Origin of the sequence: Nocardiopsis sp. CNR-923 (assembly GCF_001942255.1) — a bacterium.
Lineage (GTDB): Bacteria > Actinomycetota > Actinomycetes > Streptosporangiales > Streptosporangiaceae > Nocardiopsis.
The window spans coordinates 1-21277 of sequence record NZ_MKKC01000120.1 but is presented as its reverse complement, the minus strand read 5'-3'; the positions used below and the strand labels follow the sequence as shown (position 1 = coordinate 21277).

The 21277-nt window shown below is 69.7% G+C and carries 12 protein-coding genes and 5 pseudogenes; 7 read left to right on the top strand and 10 right to left on the bottom strand.

Annotated elements, in window-relative coordinates; all coding sequences use genetic code 11:
• Positions 1 to 107 precede the first annotated feature (107 nt).
• A pseudogene (locus tag BJF83_RS31300) lies at positions 108 to 1837 on the bottom strand (glycerol-3-phosphate dehydrogenase/oxidase).
• A 428-nt stretch (positions 1838 to 2265) separates the two neighbouring features.
• Positions 2266 to 3372, bottom strand: coding sequence for a GuaB3 family IMP dehydrogenase-related protein (locus BJF83_RS21280; protein WP_075927704.1), 1107 nt, complete (start codon positions 3370 to 3372; stop codon positions 2266 to 2268).
• A 213-nt stretch (positions 3373 to 3585) separates the two neighbouring features.
• On the opposite strand from BJF83_RS21280, the gene BJF83_RS21275 reads away from it, so the two are divergent.
• Positions 3586 to 4152: an RICIN domain-containing protein gene (locus BJF83_RS21275; RefSeq protein WP_075927703.1), complete on the top strand. Its 567-nt coding sequence runs from the start codon at positions 3586 to 3588 to the stop codon at positions 4150 to 4152.
• 114 nt (positions 4153 to 4266) lie between these two features.
• Here BJF83_RS21275 and guaB read toward each other — a convergent pair.
• The 4 genes and pseudogenes from guaB to groES form a co-directional block, all read right to left on the bottom strand.
• Positions 4267 to 5754, bottom strand: a pseudogene (gene guaB, locus BJF83_RS21270) (IMP dehydrogenase).
• 331 nt (positions 5755 to 6085) lie between these two features.
• Positions 6086 to 6673, bottom strand: coding sequence for a sigma-70 family RNA polymerase sigma factor (locus BJF83_RS21265; protein WP_075927797.1), 588 nt, complete (start codon positions 6671 to 6673; stop codon positions 6086 to 6088).
• 268 nt (positions 6674 to 6941) lie between these two features.
• Positions 6942 to 8552, bottom strand: a pseudogene (gene groL, locus BJF83_RS21260) (chaperonin GroEL).
• A gap of 120 nt (positions 8553 to 8672) precedes the next feature.
• Positions 8673 to 8981 carry a co-chaperone GroES gene (groES, locus tag BJF83_RS21255; RefSeq protein WP_075927702.1) on the bottom strand — a complete coding sequence of 103 codons (309 nt, stop codon included), beginning with the start codon at positions 8979 to 8981 and terminating at the stop codon, positions 8673 to 8675.
• A gap of 271 nt (positions 8982 to 9252) precedes the next feature.
• On the opposite strand from groES, the pseudogene BJF83_RS21250 reads away from it, so the two are divergent.
• Both BJF83_RS21250 and BJF83_RS21245 read left to right on the top strand, forming a co-directional pair.
• Positions 9253 to 10492 (top strand): annotated as a pseudogene (locus tag BJF83_RS21250) (methyltransferase domain-containing protein).
• Between the two features lie 364 nt (positions 10493 to 10856).
• Positions 10857 to 12875, top strand: a complete 2019-nt coding sequence (locus tag BJF83_RS21245) for a hypothetical protein (protein ID WP_075927701.1) — start codon at positions 10857 to 10859, stop codon at positions 12873 to 12875.
• A gap of 69 nt (positions 12876 to 12944) precedes the next feature.
• Here BJF83_RS21245 and BJF83_RS21240 read toward each other — a convergent pair whose 3' ends face one another.
• Entirely contained in the window at positions 12945 to 13667 is a 723-nt protein-coding gene (locus BJF83_RS21240) for an NUDIX hydrolase (protein ID WP_262391740.1), read from the bottom strand.
• Between the two features lie 107 nt (positions 13668 to 13774).
• On the opposite strand from BJF83_RS21240, the gene BJF83_RS21235 reads away from it, so the two are divergent.
• The 3 genes from BJF83_RS21235 to BJF83_RS21225 all read left to right on the top strand — a co-directional run bounded on the left by BJF83_RS21235 (position 13775) and on the right by BJF83_RS21225 (position 17380).
• Positions 13775 to 14470, top strand: a complete 696-nt coding sequence (locus BJF83_RS21235) for a hypothetical protein (RefSeq protein ID WP_075927699.1) — start codon at positions 13775 to 13777, stop codon at positions 14468 to 14470.
• 371 nt (positions 14471 to 14841) lie between these two features.
• Positions 14842 to 16413 (top strand): hypothetical protein, encoded by a 1572-nt coding sequence (locus tag BJF83_RS21230; protein WP_075927698.1) that lies wholly within the window; start codon positions 14842 to 14844, stop codon positions 16411 to 16413.
• A gap of 52 nt (positions 16414 to 16465) precedes the next feature.
• A complete protein-coding gene (locus BJF83_RS21225; RefSeq protein WP_075927697.1) occupies positions 16466 to 17380 on the top strand; it encodes a 5'-methylthioadenosine/S-adenosylhomocysteine nucleosidase in 915 nt (304 codons plus the stop codon).
• 209 nt (positions 17381 to 17589) lie between these two features.
• Here the strand turns inward: BJF83_RS21225 and BJF83_RS21220 are convergent, their stop codons facing one another.
• The gene (locus BJF83_RS21220; RefSeq protein WP_158070430.1) at positions 17590 to 18456 is read right to left on the bottom strand and encodes a PQQ-binding-like beta-propeller repeat protein; all 867 of its coding nucleotides are present in this window, start codon (positions 18454 to 18456) and stop codon (positions 17590 to 17592) included.
• Between the two features lie 50 nt (positions 18457 to 18506).
• Here BJF83_RS21220 and BJF83_RS21215 point away from each other — a divergent pair.
• Positions 18507 to 19439 (top strand): annotated as a pseudogene (locus BJF83_RS21215) (IS630 family transposase).
• Between the two features lie 57 nt (positions 19440 to 19496).
• Here BJF83_RS21215 and BJF83_RS21210 read toward each other — a convergent pair.
• Both BJF83_RS21210 and BJF83_RS27660 read right to left on the bottom strand, forming a co-directional pair.
• Positions 19497 to 20522 (bottom strand): PQQ-binding-like beta-propeller repeat protein, encoded by a 1026-nt coding sequence (locus BJF83_RS21210; protein ID WP_075927695.1) that lies wholly within the window; start codon positions 20520 to 20522, stop codon positions 19497 to 19499.
• A gap of 169 nt (positions 20523 to 20691) precedes the next feature.
• Positions 20692 to 21277, bottom strand: a 586-nt coding sequence (locus tag BJF83_RS27660) for a hypothetical protein (RefSeq protein ID WP_262391739.1), incomplete at its 5' end; no start/stop codon positions are given.

The following is a 21277-nucleotide window of genomic DNA, read 5'->3' as shown; positions in this document are numbered from 1 at the left end:
TTCGCGGCGGGGTGAGAGGGTGTCGGTACCGCACCCTAGCGCCAACCGTGTGCCCCGGACCACACTGCCCGGCGCGACGGGCGCGGGCGCCCCGCCACCGGTCGGGGTCAGTCCCCGCCTGGCCGTCCGATCCCGGCCTCCGGGACGATCTCCGGCGCCCCGTGCTGGATGGCGTCGGCCTCCTGGTCGGTGTCCTGCTCCTGGGCCGCGCGCTCGGCCTCGATCCCCTTGCGGTAGAACTCGACCTCCCGCTTGACCTGTTCCTCGTCCCATTCGAGCGGCACCGCGAGCAGCTCGGCGGCCTCCTCGGCGACGGCGATGCCCCGGTCCCAGGTCTCGAAGGAGATCCGCGTGCGCCGGCTCAGCACGTCCTCCAGGTGGCGGGCGCCCTCCGCCAGGGCCGCGTAGACGACCTCGGCGCGCAGGTAGTCCTCGGCGGCCTCCAGCGGACGGCCCAGGTCGGGGCGCTCCCGGATCAGCGTCAACAGGTCGTGGACGGAGGACCCGTAGCGGCGCAACAGGTGGGAGACGCGCGAGACGTGCAGGCCGGAGCCGCGTGCGAGGGCCTGGCGCTGGTTGCGCAGAGCGGCGTACCCGTCCGCGCCGACCAGCGGCAGACGGTCGGTCACCGAGTCGGGGATGCCGCCGCCGAGGCCGTGCGCGACCGCGTCCACCGCGTCCTTGGCCATGACGCGGTAGGTGGTGTACTTGCCGCCCGCGATGAGGACCAGGCCGGGCACCGGGTGGGCGACCGTGTGCTCGCGGGACAGTTGGGAGCTCTCCTCGGACTCCCCGGACAGCAGCGGCCGCAGCCCCGCGAAGACCCCCTCGACGTCGTCCCTGCCCAGCGGGGTGCGCAGGACCTGGTTGACGTGGTCGAGGACGTAGTCGATGTCGGCGCGGCTCGCGGCCGGGTTCTCCTTGTCGAGGTCCCAGTCGGTGTCGGTGGTGCCGATGATCCAGTGCCGTCCCCAGGGGATGACGAACAGGACGCTCTTCTCGGTGCGCAGGATCATGCCGGAGGACGCCTGGATGCGGTCGCGCGGAACGACCAGGTGGACGCCCTTGGAGGCGCGCACGTGGATCTGGCCGCGACCGCCGACCATCTCCTGGATGTCGTCGGTCCACACTCCGGCGGCGTTGACCACCTGACGGGCGCGGACGTGGATCGGCGCCCCGGTCTCCAGATCGGCCGCGCGGGCGCCGACCACGTGCTCCCCCTCCCGCAGGAAACCGACCGCCTGGACGCGCGAGGCGATCCGCGCGCCGAGCCCGGCGGCGGTGCGCAGCACGGTGGTGACGAGGCGGGCGTCGTCGACCTGGGCGTCCCAGTACTGGACGCGCCGGCCAGGGCGTCCCGTTTGAGCGCGGGGAAGACCCGCAGCGCGCCGGATCTGGTCAGATGCCGGTGCGCGGGCAGGCCGCGGTTGTTGCGGGAGGTCAGGGCGAGGGCGTCGTAGAGGGTGACGCCGGCGCCGATGTAGAACCGCTCCCAGTGGTGGGAGAAGGGGAAGAGGAAGGGTACCGGGCGGACCAGGTGCGGGGCGATCGTGGTGAGCAGCAGCCCGCGTTCGGTCAGCGCCTCGCGGACCAGTTCGAAGTCCAACTGCTCCAGGTACCGGAGTCCGCCGTGGATGAGCTTGCTGGATCTGCTGGAGGTGCCCGAGGCGAAGTCGCGCGCCTCGATCAGCCCGGTGGACAGTCCGCGCGAGACCGCGTCCAACGCGACGCCCGCCCCGACGATGCCTCCGCCGACGACGAGGACGTCGAGTTCCTCGTCGGCCATCGACGCGAGCGCCTCGGTGCGCGCGTCCGGTCCCAACCACGTGGTCGCCATCCGTCGTCCTCCGTCTCGATGGTGCTCCTCCCAGGCAGATACCCTCCCGGAGCCCCTGTCCATCGGACCGCTCAGAGGGTCCCAGGCTAACCGGGGGACGGTGTCGGCACTGGTCGCCGCGGTACCGGCGGGCGTGTCACCCGTGCGCCGGCGCGGTCCGGGAACGCGCCCGGCCCCTCCCGGCGCCCGGCCCTGGGGGCACGGGGGCACGGGCTCCGCGCCGGTCAGGCCGCGGCGGCGTAGGCGAGCACGTCGTCGAGGTAGGCCCTGGACCGGTTGTACTCCAACATCGCGCTCTCCCAGTCCCCCGCCGCCGTCAGGTCCCGGACCACGGTCGCACACGGCCTCCGTCCGGTCACCGGGGGAACGGACGCGAAAGGGCGCCCAGCCCGATGGCGGAGCGCCCTCGAAGGAGCCGTCGCGTCCGGTCAGCGGTGGGGGTTCACCACGACCTCGACCCGCTGGAACTCCTTGAGATCGGTGTAACCGGCCGTGGCCATCGTTCGGCGCAGCGCCCCCATGAGGTTCATGGAGCCGTCGCTCGTGGAGGCCGGGCCGTGCAGGATCGACCTCAGGTCGCCGATCGTGCCGACCTTCAGCCGCTCGCCGCGCGGCAGCTCACCGTGGTGCGCCTCGCTGCCCCAGTGGTAGCCGCCGCCGGGCGCCTCGGCCGCGCGCGCCAGCGGGGAGCCGACCATGACCGCGTCCGCGCCGCAGGCCAGGGCCTTGGCGATGTCACCGCTGCCGGTCATGCCGCCATCCGCGATGACGTGCACGTAGCGGCCGCCGGACTCGTCGAGGTAGTCGCGGCGGGCTGCGGCCACGTCGCCGACGGCGCTGGCCATCGGGACCGCCACACCCAGCACGGAGCGGGTGGTGTGCCCGGAGCCGCCGCCGAACCCGACCAGGACGCCGGCCGCGCCGGTCCGCATCAGGTGCAGCGCGGCCGTGTAGGTGGCGCAGCCCCCGACCACGACCGGCACGTCGAGGTCGTAGATGAATTGCTTGAGGTTGAGCGGCTCGGCCCGGCCGGACACGTGTTCGGCGGAGACCGTGGTGCCGCGGATGACGAAGAGGTCCACCCCGGCGTCCACGACCGCCTTGTGGTACTGGGCGGTGCGCTGCGGCGACAGCCGTGCGGCCGTGACGACGCCCGCGTCGCGGATCTCCTGGATCCGACGGCCGATCAGCTCCTCCTGGATCGGCGCGGCGTAGATCTCCTGGAGCCGCTGGGTGGCGGCCACGTCGCCGAGTTCACGGATCTCCGCGAGGAGCGGTTCCGGGTCCTCGTAGCGGGTCCACAGCCCCTCCAGGTCGAGGACGCCGAGCCCGCCCAGCTGGCCGATGGCCACGACGGTCCTGGGGGAGGCGACGCTGTCCATGGGGCTGACCATCAGCGGCGTCTCGAACCGGTAGGCGTCGATCTGCCACGCGATGGACACCTCCTCGGGGTCGCGCGTGCGTCGGGCGGGCACGATGCCGATCTCGTCGAGCTCGTAGGCTCGGCGCCCGTTCTTCCCCAGCCCGATCTCCACCTGAGCCAACGCCTGATCCCCCTCAAGAGTGCTGCGCCGGACGCTCGACCGGCGCGTTTCCTGCCGCGGAGAGTCTACTCGCCCCCGGGCCGCCCTCCCGCTCCCGCCTTCCCCGGACACCCTTCACGAACGGGCCCCACGCCTACCTCGGTGACACTAGGTTGTTGTACGACTACTCAAGGTCTCAGACTTGGGTCGATGAGAAGGAGTTTCATGCGAGGCAAGCGAAGCGTGGTCCGCGCGGCCGCCGTGATCGGCACCGCGGTCATGGTGCAGTGGGGGCTGGGCGGAGCCGGAGCGCACGCCGAGGCGCCCGCCGGCGATGGGGCCGCCGATCGCACCGCCACGAGCGCCCCGGCCAATGTCTACCAGCTCGTCAACGCCCACAGCGGCCTGTGCGCGGGGGTGGGCGGTTCCAGCCAGGCCGAGGGCGCCTCGGTCATCCAGTGGGACTGCATGGCGATCGCCGACCAGCAGTGGGAGTTCGTCCACGGCGGCGCGGGCTACTACAACCTGGAGAACCGCCACAGCGGCAAGTGCCTGGCCGTCTCCGAGCCCGACAAGGACGGCGCCTACATCGTCCAGTCGGCGTGCCGGATCCACCCCACCCAGGGGTGGCGCCTGGACAAGGCGGAGGACGGGACGACGGAACTGGTCAACTACGGGAGCCAGATGAACCTCGCCGTCGTCGGGTCCTCGACGGACAGGGGCTACCGGCTGGTCCAGCGCACCGCCGACACGGGCCCGGGCGAGGACTGGACACTCAAGAACGTCGACTGACGGCCGCGACGCCGGTGTGCTCCCTCACGGGGGCGCACCGGCGTCCTGACCCGCGGCCCTCCTACCCCGGCGCCCCCTCCGGGCCGGCCCGCGGGTCCCCGACAGCCGGGCCGGTCAGCGCACGTTGTAGTTCGGCGCCTCGACGGTCATCGTGATGTCGTGCGGGTGGCTCTCCCGCAGTCCGGCGCTGGTGATGCGCATCAGCCGGCCGCGTTCGCGCAGCTCCTCGACAGTGCGGGTGCCCGCGTACCACATCGACTGGTGCAGCCCGCCGACGAGCTGGTGGGCGACCGCCTGGAGCGGGCCGCGGAACGGGACCTGGCCCTCGATGCCCTCGGGGATGAGCTTGTCCTCGGCGGCGACCTCGGCCTGCGCGTAGCGGTCCTTGGAGAAGGAGCGGCCGCGCATGGCGCCCAGCGAGCCCATGCCCCTGTAGGCCTTGAACTGCTTGCCGTTGATGAAGATCAGTTCGCCCGGGCTCTCCTCGACACCGGCGAGGAGACTGCCCAGCATGACCGTGCTGGCCCCGGCCACGATCGCCTTGGCGATCTCGCCGGAGTACTGGAGCCCGCCGTCCGCGATGAGCGGCACGTTGGCCGGACCGCACGCCTTGGCGGCCTCCAGGACGGCGGTGAGCTGCGGCGCGCCCACGCCGGCCACCACGCGGGTCGTGCAGATGGAGCCGGGGCCGACTCCGACCTTGACCGCGTCGCGCCGCGTCCACGAGCAGTTGGGCCCCGGCGCGGGTGGCGACGTTGCCCGCCACGATGTCGGCGCGGGAGTTGGCCTTGAGCTTGGCGACCATGTCGGCCAGGCCCGCGGAGTGGCCGTGCGCGGTGTCGACGACGATGAAGTCGACCCCGGCCTCCACCAGCAGCCTGGCGCGTTCCTCCGCCTCCGTGCCGACGCCGACTGCGCCGCCGACGACGAGACGGCCGTCGGCGTCCTTGGTGGCGTGGGGAAACTGCTCGCTCTTGATGAAGTCCTTGACGGTGATCAGGCCGCGCAGCCGGTTCTGGCCGTCGACGATCGGCAGCTTCTCCACCTTGTGCCTGCGGAGCAGTTCGAAGGACTTCTCGCGCGAGACCCCCACGGGAGCGGTGACCAGCTCGCCGGTGGTCATGACGTCGCGGACCAGGCGGGCGCGGTCGGTCTCGAAGCGCATGTCCCGGTTGGTGACGATGCCGACGAGGGAGCCGTCCGGGTCGGTGACCGGGACACCGGAGATGCGGTAGCGGGCGCACAGACGCTCGACCTCGGCGAGGGTGTCGTCCGGGCGACACGTGACCGGGTCGGTGACCATGCCCGCCTCGGACCGCTTGACCAGGTCGACCTGGCTGGCCTGGTCCTCGGCGGAGAGGTTGCGGTGCAGGCGCCCGCGCCGCCCTGGCGGGCCATGGCCACCGCCATGCGCGCCTCGGTGACCGTGTCCATCGCCGCCGACAGCAGCGGAATGCTCAGCGCGATGTTGCGCGAGAGCCGGGTGGTGGTGTCCACGTCGCCGGGCTGGAGGTCGGAGTAGGCCGGGACGAGGAGCACGTCGTCGTAGGTGAGCCCCGGGGGCAGCAGTTTGTCCCCGTAGTCGCTGTACTCGTCACTCATGACACAACCTCCGCTGTCCCGGCACACCTGCGCGGATTCGCCCCCGCGTGTCACCTCATCCTAGGCCGTGGCCTCGGCCGCCTCACGAGGAATGGAGCGTTTGCCCCGCCGTCGAGGGCCGAAAGTGATCAGTCTCACCGTTTGAGACAGTCGGGGGAATACCGCGGGTCCGGAGCCCGGGACCGTCCGGCGCCCACGCGCCTCGCGCCAGGCGTCCGGGCCCGTTCAGTGCTGGCGGCGACGCCGCCGGGGGACGGAGTGGAGGCAGTACGCGTGCGGCGGTCTCGGACGGTGCGGGCAGACCGGACGTGAGCGCGGTCGGCGGCCGTGCTCAGGGGAGGAGTCTGTTCGCCAGGGCCACCTGCCGAAGCCGAGCAATAGCTCGGTGCTGGGCAACCCGTACCGCTCCCGCCGACATCCCAAGTACATGTCCCGTCTCATCCGCCGTCAGGCCGGCGATCACCCTCATGACCAGCAAGTTCCGTTGTCTCTCCGGGAGCTCGTCCAGCAGCTCCCGCGCCCGCTGGGCCTCGATCACGCGGACCGCGGCCTCCTCGGGTCCCGGCCCGTCGTCGGCCGGTTCCGGGACGGTGTCGGTGGGAACCAACTCCACCCGCCCCGCGCCCCGCAGGGTGTCGGCGACCTTGTGCGCCGCGATGCCGAACACGAAGGACGCGAAGGGCCGTCCCCGGTCCTGGTAGCGCGGGATCGCCGTGAGCAGGGCGATGCACACCTCCTGCGCCACGTCGTCGGAGTAGTGGGCCAGCCCGGAGACCCGCGCCAGGCGGGCACGACAGTACCGGACCACCATGGGCCGCACCTCGCGCAGCAGCGAATCCAAGGCCCCGTCGTCCCCCTGGACCGCGAGTGACCCCAGATGGTTCCAACCCGTGTCGCGCGTCGCCGGGTCCGCGTCCAGGTGCGTTCCGTCCCGGTGCGTTCCCGGCCGCCGCGCGGTCACGCCCCCCCGGCGCCTGCATCCGTCACGTAACGAATGATGCCCGCAACGCGGGGCCCAACCGCTCCAATCGACAACTACAGAATGGTTACGTTTTAGGAAAAACGCCCGAAAACGCCACACAATTCGACAAGGGAATCGGGAATACCGTGGTAGTGCACGAGGGCGGAGCGACAGCGCGCCCCGCCCCCGAAGGAGCTCCGTACCGGCCCTCGGGACCGGCCGGCTGCTAGTGGCCGTGCCCGTGGCCGTGGCCGTTCGCGTCCTCGTCCTCCTCGGGCTTGTCCACGACCAGCGCCTCGGTGGTCAGGAGCATGCCCGCGATGGAGGCGGCGTTCTGGACGGCGGAGCGGGTGACCTTGACCGGGTCGATGATGCCCTCGGCGGCCAGATCGCCGTAGGCGCCGGTCGCGGCGTTGAAGCCGTGGCCGACCCGCATCTCCGAGACGCGGTGGGTCACCACGTAGCCCTCGGCGCCCGCGTTCTCCGCGATCCACCGGGCGGGCTCGACCAGTGCGCGGCGGACGATCGCCACGCCGGTGGCCTCGTCACCGCCCAGACCGAGGTCGTCCAGGGCCGTGGAGGCGTGCACCAGGGAGGCGCCGCCACCGGCGACGATGCCTTCCTCGATAGCCGCACGGGTCGCCGAGATGGCGTCCTCCAGGCGGTGCTTCTTCTCCTTGAGCTCGACCTCGGTGGCCGCGCCGACGCGCAGGACGGACACGCCGCCCGCGAGCTTGGCCAGGCGCTCCTGGAGCTTCTCGCGGTCCCAGTCGGAGTCGCTCGCCTCGATCTCCTTGCGGATCTGGCGGACGCGGTCCTCGACCTCGCTCTGCTCGCCCGCGCCGTCCACGAGGGTGGTGGCGTCCTTGGTGACGGTGACGCGGCGGACGGAGCCCAGAACGTCCAGGTCGGCGTTGTCCAGGGTCAGGCCGACCTCCTCGGCGATGACCTGGCCGCCGGTCAGGACGGCGATGTCCTGGAGCATGGCCTTGCGGCGCTCGCCGAAGCCGGGCGCTTGACGGCGGCGACGTTGAGCATGCCGCGCATCTTGTTGAGCACCAAGCGCCCAGCGCGTCGCCCTCGATGTCCTCGGCGATGATGAGCAGCGGCTTCTTGTCCTGGACGATCTTCTCCAGCAGGGGCAGCAGCTCGTTGAGGTTGCTGATCTTGCCCTGGTGGATGAGGATCCGCGCGTCCTCCAGGACCGCCTCCTGGCGGTCGACGTCGGTGACGAAGTAGGGCGAGACGTAGCCCTTGTCGAACTGGAGGCCCTCGGTGAAGTCGAGGTCCAGGCCGAAGGTCGGGGCCTCCTCCACCGTGATGACGCCGTCCTTGCCGACCTTGTCGAACGCCTCGGCGATGAGGTCGCCGATCTGCGCGCCTGGGCGGAGTTGGTGGCGACGTAGGCGATGTCGGCCCGCTCCTCGACCGGGCGGGCGCGGTCGAGCAGGATCTCCGACACCTTCGCGGCGGCGGCGTCGATGCCCTTCTTCAGGGACATCGGGGAGGAGCCGGCGGCCACGGTGCGCAGGCCCTCGCGGACCAGCGCCTGGGCCAGGACCGTGGCGGTCGTGGTGCCGTCGCCGGCGGCGTCGTTGGTCTTGGTGGCGACCTCCTTGACGAGCTGGGCGCCCAGGTTCTCGTAGGGGTCGTCCAGTTCGACCTCACGGGCGACGGTGACACCGTCGTTGGTGATGGTGGGGGCGCCGAACTTCTTGTCGATGACGACGTTGCGGCCGCGCGGGCCCAGCGTCACCTTGACGGCGTTGGCGAGGCGGTCGACGCCCCGTTCGAGGGCGCGGCGGGCGTCGTCCTCGAATTCCAGGATCTTCGGCATGCTGAGTGCTTCCTCTTGTGGTCACAAACGAACATCCCGCCCGCCCGGCGAAGCGCCGACCGGTGCGGGATGCGGAGAACTGCCTGGCCGGGGGCCCTGAACGGGCCCCCAGGTCGAGACCTACTTCTCGACGACCGCGAGGAGGTCGCGGGCGGAGAGGACCAGGTACTCGTCACCGTCGTACTTGACCTCGGTGCCGCCGTACTTGCTGTAGAGAACGACGTCGCCGACCTTCACGTCCAGCGGGACGCGCTTGCCGTTGTCGTCGAGACGGCCCGGGCCCACGGCCAGGATCTCGCCCTCCTGGGGCTTCTCCTTGGCGGTGTCCGGGATGACCAGGCCGGAGGCGGTGGTCTGCTCGGCCTCCAGGGTCTTGACCACGACGCGGTCCTCAAGCGGCTTCAGCACGGTCTTGGTGGCGGTCGACACGGTGTGACCTCCCCTTCAAGGTTTCGGTGTCCTGTACTTCGGCCCGTGCGCGAGCACGGACCGGCTACGAAAAAGGGGCGACCGCGGCGGCCTGTCGTCGCGGGTGCCAGACCGGCCTCGTCGCGGTTAGCACTCTACCCGCGCGAGTGCCAGAATGGAAATGCGGCGAAGGCCACTGGTCGGGGCCGCCACCTGCCCGGGGCGGGCCCATGGGGGCGCCGGGAGCGTACCCGGATCCGCGCCGCCCACACCGTCGAACGTTGGAGGACCCATGCGCGTGCCCGCCTTCGCGGCTCTGCTCACCGACGCGGGCCAGGAGGTGCTCGCCGGCGTGGACCCGAGGGCGGACCGGCTGTCCGTCGCCTCCCACCTGCGCGACGACCCCCGTGTCACGGCGCTCGCCCCCGATCTTCCCGTGTCGGACCTGGTCAACGCGATTCTCACCCAGGTGGATCTGCGCGAGCGCGGCAGGGCCAAGTTCGGCGGCCGGTCCCAGGAGATGTACTTCACGCCCGACGGCCTGGAGCAGTCCACCCGGCGCGTGGTGGCCGGCTACCGCGCCGACCGCACCGCCGCCGTCGCCGACGGGCGCCCCGCGGGCGACCTGTGCTGCGGAATCGGCGCGGACCTGCTCGCCCTGGCCGAACGGGGGGTGTCGGTCGAGGGCGTGGACGCGACCCGCTGACCGTGGCCGTGGCGCGCGCCAACATCGACGCCCTCGGTCTGGCGGACCGGGCCCGGGTGCGCGAGGGGGACGTGACCGGGGTCCCCTCCGGCACGTACCCGCTGCTGTTCTGCGACCCGGCGCGGCGCGGCGGTCGGGGCCGGGTGTTCGACCCGGCGGCCTACTCGCCGCCGTGGGACGTGGCGACCGGTCTCGCCCGCGGTTCCTCCGCCGCCTGCCTCAAGGCCGCGCCCGGCATCCCGCACGAGGTGCTGCCCGGCGACGCCGCCGCCGAGTGGATCTCGGTGGACGGCGAGCTCAAGGAGACCGCGCTGTGGTTCGGCGAGCTCGCCGAGGGGCCCGACGCCGGGCGACGGTGCTGCACGAGCGGCCGGGACTGCTCGCCACCGAGGGCGCGATCGCGCACCTGGACGAGGTCCCCGGCCTGGGCCCCGCGCCCGTCGCCCCCGCGCGCCGCTACCTGTACGACCCGGACGCCGCCGTGGTGCGCTCCCACCTCGTGGCCGAGGCGGCCGCGGGGGTGGACGGCGCCCTGCTCGACGAACGCATCGCCTACTTCACCTCCGAGCGGTCCGAGCCCTCTCCGCTCTGGCGGGTCCTGGAGATCACGGACGTGATGCCGTTCTCTCTCAAACGGCTCCGTTCCGCGCTGCGCGCACGGGACGCGGGAACGGTAACGATCAAGAAACGCGGTTCGGCGGTGGACACCGAGAAGCTGCGCAGGGACCTGCGCGCCTCCGGTTCCGAGGCGGTCACCGTCGTCCTGACCAGGATCGGGGACCGCCCGTACAGCCTCCTGTGCCGGGAGATCCCTGAGCCTGTCTGAGCCGCCCCCCGTGGTACCGCATCACCCTCCGGCCACGGAGCGCGGGCCGGATCGTTACCTGCCGGGCGCGGATCTTCGCCCGGCCCCTGGGGCTACGGGGTTCGGGTCGTTAGACTGACGACCGCTGAATGCTTTTCCTTCTCATGGACACCCCCGGAAGGCCTCGGTTGACTGATCCGCGCGCGGTTCGAGCAGAGCCGACGGCATGCCTCGTGCGTATACGCCCAGTCACACTTGCGTCACGTTAAGGAGTTTTCGCCGCGAGGCGCGTTGACCACGGGGACCATCGAGAACCCGACCGCCCGGAACCGCCGTCCCTTCCCCGGGCCCGGACGGGAGCGCCAGAACCCAAAGGAGCACCTCGGTGGAACAGACCAATCACAACTTCCTCCACGGGGGAGGTCAGGCCGGGATCTCCGACCGAATGCGCGACCTGCTCTCCCAGGCCGCCCAGGAGCACGTCTCCGAACAGAAGTCCCAGGGAGCGGTGAACGAGGAGATGCGCCAGCGCCTGGAGGGCATGGAGTGGCTGCTGCGCGAGCTGCGCGAGCAGGAGCTCACCGCCCTCGCCGAGTCGGTCACCGCGGTCAACGGTCGAATCGACGGCTTCCTGGAGCGCCCGCCGGAGTGGGCCGAGACCCTCGCCGAGCACATCGAGCTGGTCGGCCAGCAGGTCAAGCCGCTGGCGGACATGCCGTCGCTGCGCGCCGACACCCAGCGCATCGCCGGGCACCTGGACACCGCGCTCACCCGCCTCCAGCGCATGGGCGAGACGGGCAACCGCACAGCGGAGAGGGTCGAGGCCCTCGGCGAGGCGCTCACCAGCCTCACCGAGAGGTTCGAGGCCCGGCTCGACGCCCTGGACGGCGCCCTGGCCTCGCTCACGGAGAGGACCGAGGCCGTCGCGGCCTCCCTGTCCGAGCGGGACGAGGCACTGGAGTCGAAGCTCGCGGAGCGGCACGAGGCGCTGGAGTCGACGCTCGCCGAGAGCCGCGCCGAGATCACCGAGACCGTGACCGTCGGCCGCACGGAGCTGGCCGACGCCGTGTCGGCCAGCCGCGAGGCGATCTCCACGGCCCTCGCGGAGGCCCGCGAGGCCCTGGCCGAGACCGTCACGGGCCAGGTGGCGGAGTCCGCCGGGGAACTGCGCTCCTTCGTCGAGTCGACTACCGGCGAGCAGCACGAGGCCCTCCTGTCGAGGCTCCAGGAGAACACCGGCGAGCTGGGCGAGCGCACCTCCGCTCTGGCCGACGACCTGAGCTCCCTCGCGACCGCCGCCCGGGAGCGGCACGACGCGCTGACCGCCAAGTTCTCCGAGAGCGTGGGCTACCTGAGCACGCAGGCCGAGGAGAACCACGCCGAGGCCAACGCCGCCGTCGCCGACGTCACCGGGGCGGTCGCCGCGCTGCGGGAGAACCACGAGTCCTCCCTCGCCGACCTGCGTGCGCACCTGCGCCAGCGCCTGACCGAACTCAGCGAGCAGATCGACCTCGGCCGCACCGAGGACCGCGAGCGGGACGAGTCCGCCGCCGAGCGGCTGCGCGAGTCGGTCAACGAGCGCACGGACGCCCTCAGGGCCCAGGTGGCCGAGGACGCCGAGAAGGTCGCCGCGGACCTGGCCGAGCTGCGGACGTTCGTCGAGGAGACGACCGCACGCACGGCCGCCGAGAACGTCGAGCGCCACCGGACGCTCTCCGACGACCTCACCGAACGAACCCGCGAGCACCGCGCCGCGCTCGACGAGCGGTTGGAGCGCCAGCACGAGATCCTCACGGGCAAGGTGGACAACCACCTGTCGCAGATCACGGGCAAGGTCGACCACGAGCTCGGCCGCCTCACCGACCGGTTCGACACCTTCGAGGGGCACTTCGAGGGGAGCTTCGAGGGCATCGAGGGCAAGATCGACGGCATCGACGGCCGGATCGACGGCCTGAACGGCCGGATGAACGGCGTCGAGGGCCAGTTCGAAGGCGTGAGCGGGCACTTCGAGGGTGTCGACGGCCGGATGGAGGCCATCGACGACCGGCTGGAGGCGCTCAACCAGCGGCTCAACCAGCTGCCGCAGTCCATGGAGGTCAGCGAGCTGCACCGCCGCCTGACCGAGCTCGTGGACCGGCCGCAGCTGGACCACACGGGCAGGCTCGACGAGATCGACGAGCACGTCACCTCCGCCGTCGAGCCGGTCCTGCGGGAGCTGAAGCAGCGCCCGGACCGGCACGAGTTCGAGGAGACCGTCACCGAGGCGGTCGAGAACTCGCACGACGACATGACCAAGCGCCTCGCCTCCCTGGAGGAGACGATGCTCGCCCTGGCCGAGGCGCTGCTGCGCCCGGGCCGCGACGGCAAGAAGAGGCGCCGCCGCGACGACGAGGACGACGAGTAGGGCGCGTCGGGACCCACGGGAGGGCGCCGGACCGGAGACGGTCCGGCGCCCTTCGGCGTCTCGGGGGTCCTACCGCACGACGTCACCGGAGCGCAGAAGCGGCGGGTACAGCTCCGTGGCGCCGCCGAAGCGGTAGAGGGCGGCGGGCCGCCCCGCCTCGGCCGCGCGGCGTTCCCCCGTGGGCTCGACGAACCCCGCCGTCCGCAGGACCTTGCGCCGGAAGTTGCTCGGGTCCAGGGCGGTACCCCAGATCACCTCGTACACCCGGCGCAGATCGCTGACGGTGAAGGGCTCGCGGCAAAAATCCGCGGCCACCGTCGTGTACTCCAGTCGGGAGCGCGCCTCCTCGACGGCGTCGGACAGGATTCGGCCGTGGTCGAAGGACAGGCCGAACCCCGGTGACAGCGCCCGTTCGACCGGCACCCACACGGCGTCGGCCGCGTCGGTGCCGGCGACGGGGTCCGGCAGGTCCGGTCCCAACGCCAGGTAGGCCACCGTGATGACCCGGCCCCGCGGATCCCGGCCGGGGTCGCCGTAGGCCCGCAACTGCGCCAGGCGCAGTTCGCGACCGTCGACCCCGGTCTCCTCGGACAGCTCGCGCAGGGCCGCCGCGTCCAGGTTCTCGTCGGGACGCACGTACCCGCCCGGCAGCGCGCTCCGGCCCAGGAACGGCTCCTTGCCCCGGCGCACGAGCAGCACGTGGAGGGCCTCGTCCCGCACGGTGAAGATGACGAGGTCGACGGTCACGGAGACCGCCATCCGGGGAGCATCGGGCACGACTGCGGAGTTCATCCCCTCAACCTACTAAAGGTCCCCTTGACCAAAACCATCCGCGGGCTTAGAGTCAGAGTGACCAAAAATCGCCCTGTGGACCGCCGGTCGAGCGAGGGGAGCGCACGTTGACGGAGTTCGTCCTCGGCGTCACCAGTTCGCTCGCCGCGACCGCCGCCACCGTCGCGCTCGGCTCGCTCCTGTCCCGGCGGACCCGATGGTGGCTCCTGGCCGTGGTCTCCCGGCTCAGCGGGCTGGGGGTGCTGAGGGTGCACAGGCGGCAGGACGACGCGAAGGAGGCCCTCGCCGAGGAGATCGGCCGGGCGCGCTGGCTTCGCGTCATGGTCGGGCGCGGCAACGAGCTCACCCGAGACGGTTTCACACCGTTGTGGACCGGCGGGGGACGGCCGCCGGGACCCGTCCGGGTGCTCCTGCCCGACCCGGGCTCCCCCGCGACCAGCGGTTCTTCCGGCTCACGGGAGAACTGGCTGGCGCGGCGGGAGCGCGAGCTCCGTGAGGTCGACCCGGGCTTCGGCCCCGGCCTGCTCGCCGAGCAGGTGTGGGCCAACTTCCACTACCTGGCCGAGGCGACACGGGACAGCGACACCCAGATCCGGTTCTACGACCTTCCGAACCTCTACCGGGTCGTCGCCACCGACAGAATCGCCTTCATCACGCTCTATCAGAACGGCGAACACGGACGTCACTCGCCCTGTATCGTCGCGCACCGATCGGGCCGACTGTACGACTTCGCCTTACGCGTCTTCGATACCGCCTGGGACTCCGCGCGGGTTCCGGACGGCGCGCCTTCCCTGGACTCCTGACGGCCCCGGGGCCGCAGCCCGCGACCGGGAGGGACACGCGGCGCGGACACCTCGTCCGCCCTCCCCCTTCGTTTCCAGCCACGCGGCACCGGCCGCCGGCACTCGGCCGACCGGTGTTCGAAGGAGCATCACAGTGAACCCTCACGACCCCCGACAGAACGGACGCGTCAGCGTCCAGGCGGTGCCCCCGTCGTTCGTGGAGGCGGCGGCGGGCAACCCCGAGTACGACTCCACCGCCCGGCTGTGCGCCGCGGCCTGGACCAACCCCGACTTCAGAGACGACGTCCTGGAGGAGTGCGCCGACCGGCCGCACCGGACCCCGGCCCGCGAACCCGGGCTGGACGCCGGACGGGTCGTCCAGGAGTGCCGCCGTGCACGCGACGTCCGTGCGGCGCGGGCGCCTGCTTCCTCGGCTTCGCCTCGTGCTCAGCCTGTTCAACATCGCCTCCGTGCTGACCGTCCTCGTCCTGGCTGCGGCCCTGGCGCTCTGGGCGCGGTACCGGCGCAAACGCGACCTCAAGCGCATGGTGACGGCCCTGGGAGGCAAGGATCCGAACGACACCGACCGCCCGAACTACCTGCCCTGGGTCATCGGCGTGGGCGTCTTCTTCCTGCTGCCGGGGCTGTTGGGCCAGCTGTTGGTGGACACGGCCGCACAGGACCCGGACTCGTTCGACGGGGCCGCATGGGCGGACCGGCGCGGAGTTGGCTCCCTGATCCCCTACGGGCTGGGGCTGCTCCTGCTGTTCTTCGCCGCCGTCCTGACCGGCTACGCGGTGCGCTACGCCACGAACTCCAAACTCCGATCCATCCGGGAGGACACGCGCGCCCCCTGGCGGAGCAGCGGTGTGGGCACCGTCCCGGTGGCCTTCTACAACGGCGCCATGCCCTTCGTGGGCGCCGGACTGCGCTGCGACTCCTGGCCGTTCCTGCTCAAACTCCTGCCCGCCCAGGACGACCGGCCCGGCATCCGACCCGGCGACCACGCGGGACGGCTCGTCGCCGCGGGGGAGGAGACCGGTGACGGCCGCGCGCGGAGGGAGCCGACCCTGGGCGGGGCGGCCCTCGTGGAACGCCTCTACGCCGAGTTGCGCGAGCAGCTGCCGCAACTCAGCGGCACCGAGGGGGAACACAGCAGCACCCGGCGCGAGGTCGAGCTGGCCGACTGCGTGTTCCTCCCGGGCGTGCGCCAGGACAAGGTCGAGGACCTCATCCCCAACATGATCGTCGGGGAAGGGCAGCGGTCGACCCTGCGGCGGGAGTGGGTCAGCGGTTTCGTCAGCGCCTTCCACGAGCGCGCCCGGCACTTCCTGGAGATCGGGATCAGCACCTGGGAGAGCCAGGTGGTGGTGACGGTCTTCGTGCGGCTGTCCACCCAGGGCGGCCTGCTGCGCATCGAGGGCGAGACGATGGTCATGCCGCCCATCGCCGACGAACACCGGATGCCCCCCGGACAGCTGCCCACCGGCGGCGAGCCCGGGGGCGTGATCATGCTGGCGGTCAGGTCGGTCCTGGGCGTCCTGCCGCAGCTGAGGAGCAACCTGACCGAGGTCTGGTCCTGGTCCAGGTCCCGGATCGTCGCCTGGGCCAGCGACCAGGAGCACGCCTGGGCGAGGAGGAACGACGAGTTCTTCGACTACGCACCGAGCTTCGGGATCCGCCAACTGGCGGCCACGAGCGACGTCGAGCAGCTGTTCCAGGAGCACGACCTGTACCGCATCAGGCGGGCGATCCCGGAGAAGGTGCTGATCTGTGTCCGCGACGTGCTCCACGAGGCCGGATACGACACCGAGCAGGTCGCCAGGATCATCCAGAACATCAGCAACAACTACGGCAACCAGTTCAACGGGCAGACGACGTTCAACGGCGACGCCGTCATCCAGGCGGGGGAGGGCAACTCGAACTCCTCCTCGGGGGACTCCGGCGAGGAGAAGGCCGGATAGCGCGGTCATCGGCCGACGGCAACTGCACGGAACAGGACTTCGAAGGATCACCATGAACGGCGACAACCAGGGCAACCAGTTCAGCGGGAACGTGACGTTCAACGGCGACGCCGTCATCCAGGCGGGCCGGAACAACCTCAACCTGCGCTCACCGGCCCCGACACCGGCGCGGGCCGTGCGGGCCCCGGCACCGGTGCCCGCCGAGGGCCACCGGGCGGATGCGGTGGTGATCACCGCGATCAGCAGCGAGTACACGGCCGTGGCCCGACACCTGTCCGGCCCCGTGGGTGAGGTCAACGCACGCGGAACCCTGTTCCGCACCGGCACGCTGGACGGAGCGAACCGGCCCCTGAGAGTCGCACTGGCCGAGATCGGCCCGGGCGGCGTCGGCACCGCGGCCCACGTGGAGCGGGCACTGACGGTCTTCGAGCCCGGGGTGCTCCTGTTCGTCGGTGTCGCGGGCGGACTCAAGGCGGACGTGCGCCTCGGCGACGTCGTGGTGGCCGACGCCATCTACGACTACGAGGCCGGCAAGGACGGGGCGGACGACTTCCGCCCCCGGGCCAAGACCGCCGCGCCCTCCTACGACGCCGTGCAGCGGGCCAGGGACGTGGCCGCCCGCGGGGAGTGGCAGCGGCGCGCGCTGTCCAGCCCCCTGCCGGACCCGCCCCGGGCGTTCGTCAAGCCCATCGCCGCGGGCAGCGCGGTGGTCGCGCACGAACGCTCGCGCACCGCCGAGCGGTTGCGGCGCTACTGCGGCGACGCCCTGGCGGTGGAGATGGAGGGGTACGGGTTCCTGCACGGCGCCTACCTGACCTTCGGCACGCACGCCCTCGTGATCCGCGGCATCTCGGACATGCTCAGCGACAAGAGGCCCGGATCCGACGCCCTGTGGCAGCCCATCGCCGCCGCCCACGCCGCGGCCTTCGCCTGCGCGTTCCTGAGCCTGTTCGACCCGGGGAGGTAGGGGCCGGGGCGGCGGCCCCGTGCCGCCGCCCCGGAAACACCGGGCTCCGGCGCGCTGCCCCAGGAGCCGTCTCGGGAGGGCCCCAAGGGCGTTCGACGGTTCGCCCCGTCTCGCCAGACCCGTGACCGGGTCCCACTGGTACCGCCCGTCGTCGGCAGTGCCCGCACGGGAGGAACCGTGGCAGCGGGCTTCGGCTGGCTCTGCAGGGACTACCTCAAGCCGATGACGCCGGATCGACCGTCTTCATCGGTGTACGAGAGGACTACAGCTCCCGGTACCGCAATCGCCTGGTCGATCTGCACGGTTGAACCTGCGTCCCACTCGATATCGAACGACTCGTCAAAACCCTCGAAGCGGGCTACACGTACGGGATCGTCACCAGACCGAACATCTCCCTCCGCCAGGACCACGCCGCCCTCAAGTCCGACCGACCCGCCATCGTCCGCCAGCGAATCCGTTCGAGCCTCGCCAAGGGCCACCGGCCCAGTCTCGGCCTCGCCGGACCGATCCTGAATCCGGTAGGAGTCGGTCAGAGCATCCCAGACTCCCAGCCTGGAACCGTCCGAGTTCGCCCACAGGAGCTCTGCCGCGCCGAGATCCGTTTCTTCGCCCGTATTCGCATCCACCACGAGGAGACCTTCGCCATTCGGGTAGCTCACGGAAACAATCCCACCTACGCGAGCAGCCAGAATTCTCTGGCGGGAGACGTCCGGAAAACTTCCTATGTTCTGCTCCGTCCGCCAGACCTGTTCCCCAGTTGCGGAATCCACACCGACCAACCCGGAAGTGAACTCCCAACCCTCGGTCATCGCTACAGACTCACTGTCCTGCGGCTGCTCAAAGCACGTGAAAGCCGCGACCACAACGTTCCCATGCACCGCCAGATCATCGACAGATCCAGCACTACTGCACTCCGCCAGACCAGGTGCGGCCCAAGCCGGTTCTGCCGATGAAATATCGTAAGCGATCACCGAATCACCCTCACGCACAAACCACTCGCCTTCGCCTATCCAACGAAGAGCTTCCCGGAATTGCGCATGCTCATTGGCACGTTGATCGAAATCGATTCCTGACAAGTCACTAGTGTCCTGAGTCATTAGTCCGGTCGCGGTTGTAGGGTGGGGCAATACCTGGATCGCAACCGTTGCCGCTGGAGCTGTCCGATCACGAACGCCAGGTCCTGCGGGGCTGGCTGCGCAAGCAGACCGCATCGCAGGCGCTGGTGCTGCGGTCCAGAATCGTTCTGGCTTGCGCGGAAGGCCGACCGAACGCGCAGATCGCCGATGACCTGAGGATCTCCCGGGAGACCGTGCGCAAGTGGCGGTCCAGGTTCGCCGCGGACCGGCTGGAGGGCCTGGCGGACCGGCCACGGTCAGGGGCGCCGCGCAAGATCACCGATGAGCGGGTCGAAGCCCTGGTCGCCAGAACCCTCGCCCAAGCGCCGCCCACGGGTGACTCGCACTGGTCGACGCGTTCGATGGCCCAGGGCATGTCGCAGTCGGCCGTCTCGCGTATCTGGCGGGCCTTCGGGCTCAAACCCCACATCGCGCAGACCTGGAAGCTGTCCACCGACCCGCAGTTCGTGACCAAGGTCCGCGACGTCGTGGGCCTGTACCTGTCCCCGCCGCAGAACGCCCTGGTCCTTGCGGTGGACGAGAAGTCGCAGATCCAGGCCCTGGACCGGACCCAACCGGTCCTGCCGATGGCATTGACGCCGCGCGCCCGCCCATCTGGACCTGCACCTGGTCCTGGACAACTACGCCACCCACAAGACCGAGCCGGTCAAGAAGTGGCTGCTCCGGCACCCCGGTTCCACTTGCACTTCACCCCCACCTCGGCGTCCTGGCTCAACCTCGTGGAACGCTGGTTCGCCGAGCTCATCCACCCCAAGCTCCCGCCGCTCGGCCCACCGCGGCGTCGTCGAACTCGAGCGCGACACCGCGGCTGGATCAACGAGTGGAACAACAATCCCAAGCCGTTCGTCTGGACGAAGACCGCCGACGACATCCTGGACACTCTCGCCGCATACTGCACACGAATTAACGACTCAGCACACTAGAAAATTCACCAAGCAAAACTCCACTGCAAACGACGGTGAGCGCACGACCCGGTGAGCTCAGGAAAAGTGCGTCCGCAACGCCTCTTCCAGACCCGACACGTAGGCGGAAGACGACGTCGTCCACTGTCGAGGGTTCTCCACGAACTCGCCATCAATAAGAAGTGATTCGTCGATGTCCTCTCTAGTGAAAGGCACATTGTCGTCTTCAGCAAGTGAGATCGTCGCACTGAGGACGAGTCGGTCATTCAGGTCAGCGGGGGAGACACCGAGAAAGACAATCTCAGCCGGCGGCGTGTCCAGATCCAGCAGCGGTCGAGCTCGGTGATCGGAGACTCCTGGAGCACTACGCCAAGGCTCAACGTCGATCGGAGCGATCCCGTCCGCCATGAATCGGGTGTCCATGAACAGGAATTGCCCACTTCTGGCTTCATCGAACATGTAATCGATCGGATCCTCAGGCTCACCGGGCACCGTGTGCTCAGTGAGCAAGTGAATCCGAGGAACAGCCGGGTTCTCCCACGAGGCCTCCCAGAATTGATCACCCGAAAGGGCCTCGAACCCCATTACCGCTACAAGTCCACTGTCGATGCACTCCCGGACCACAAACACCTGTGCTACATTCGCCACCATGTCAATATTGTCGATTCCTCCACCCATGCAGGACTCCGACAAATCGTTCTCCCAAACGAGTTCCCCGTCCGAGATTCGCCGAGAAACAAGACGTGTTCCTTCTACCACCACGCGTGCTTCTCCACGCTCCACGAGCTGACCGACACTCCCGGCGGGCACGCCCCACTCGTTGTTGCTCTCGACGATCCGCCCATCTCGTGCGTCCAAGACGGCCATGCCGTACCTATCCCACGGGCCGAAACCCATGACGTACTGCACCAGGATAGTCTCACCGTCCGAAGACACAGAAACATCCGAAATCTCGCCGTTTGACCGAAAACGCCACGCTTCCTCGCTCGACTCCGCCCCGAACGACACCACTTGCTCATCGAACAAGGCGACCAACCCCGCTCCTGTGGGAAGCAATCCTCTCACTTCCTCAGCCAATCCCTCCTGCGCCAGAAACTCCTCCATCTCCGTGATCTCTGTCGAAATAAGTGGTCCCCGAGCTGAATTAATCACCCCAGGATCACTTGAGGTTTCCATAGCCGGAGAACAACTTGTCGCCATCAATGCGATCGCCAGGGGAACCCCCACACCCCTCCTCGACCATTTTCCCGTGAACATTATTTGCCCTGCCCCACTATTCATCAACTCGCCCCTCATAGAGATTCGGACTGTAATTCTCGATAAAAGTCGTCACAAAAGCCTCTACTCGCTCCTTATCTTCCAGCTCAGATTCACTAATAAGTCTCTCGATGGCGGACATGTGCCCGCTCGCCCCAGATTCCCACTCGGCAGTAGTTGTCGGAAGCCGAAGATTGCCATTCGCATCCTCAATTAGCACCCCTTCCTCTTGCAGCTCTTCGGCGCTGACCAAGTCCATTCCAAGCAGCACATCAATAATCTGGAGATTAGCATGGTCTCTGAGCTCTCCATGAGACTGCATGAATCCCTGATCAAGGTCCTCGATGTACTCGAACTCAATATTCTCATCGACCAGATCGGAAACATAATCCTTCAGTGGTTGCTCCATAATTTTGGTAATGGCTTCAGTAGCCATTCCCGCAGGAAGTGCCGCTGCCCCGGTCCCCTGAACTGAAATAGCTGTGAAGATGTTGTAACCAGTAGCCCACTGAGGTGATCCCAGCGACTTTGAAACGGGATGAAAGCCGTCAACCGGACCATGCGGGAGATATGACCGTTCAGCAGACATAGACGTGGAGCCC

What these genes read in the sequence shown, in the direction of transcription:
- BJF83_RS21240 (WP_262391740.1), bottom strand. Translation starts at nt 13,667, where the DNA reads ATGAACTCCGCAGTCGTGCCCGATGCTCCCCGGATGGCGGTCTCCGTG.
- BJF83_RS21275 (WP_075927703.1), top strand. Translation starts at nt 3,586, where the DNA reads ATGCGAGGCAAGCGAAGCGTGGTCCGCGCGGCCGCCGTGATCGGCACC.
- BJF83_RS21225 (WP_075927697.1), top strand. Translation starts at nt 16,466, where the DNA reads ATGAACGGCGACAACCAGGGCAACCAGTTCAGCGGGAACGTGACGTTC.
- BJF83_RS21210 (WP_075927695.1), bottom strand. Translation starts at nt 20,522, where the DNA reads ATGGAGGAGTTTCTGGCGCAGGAGGGATTGGCTGAGGAAGTGAGAGGA.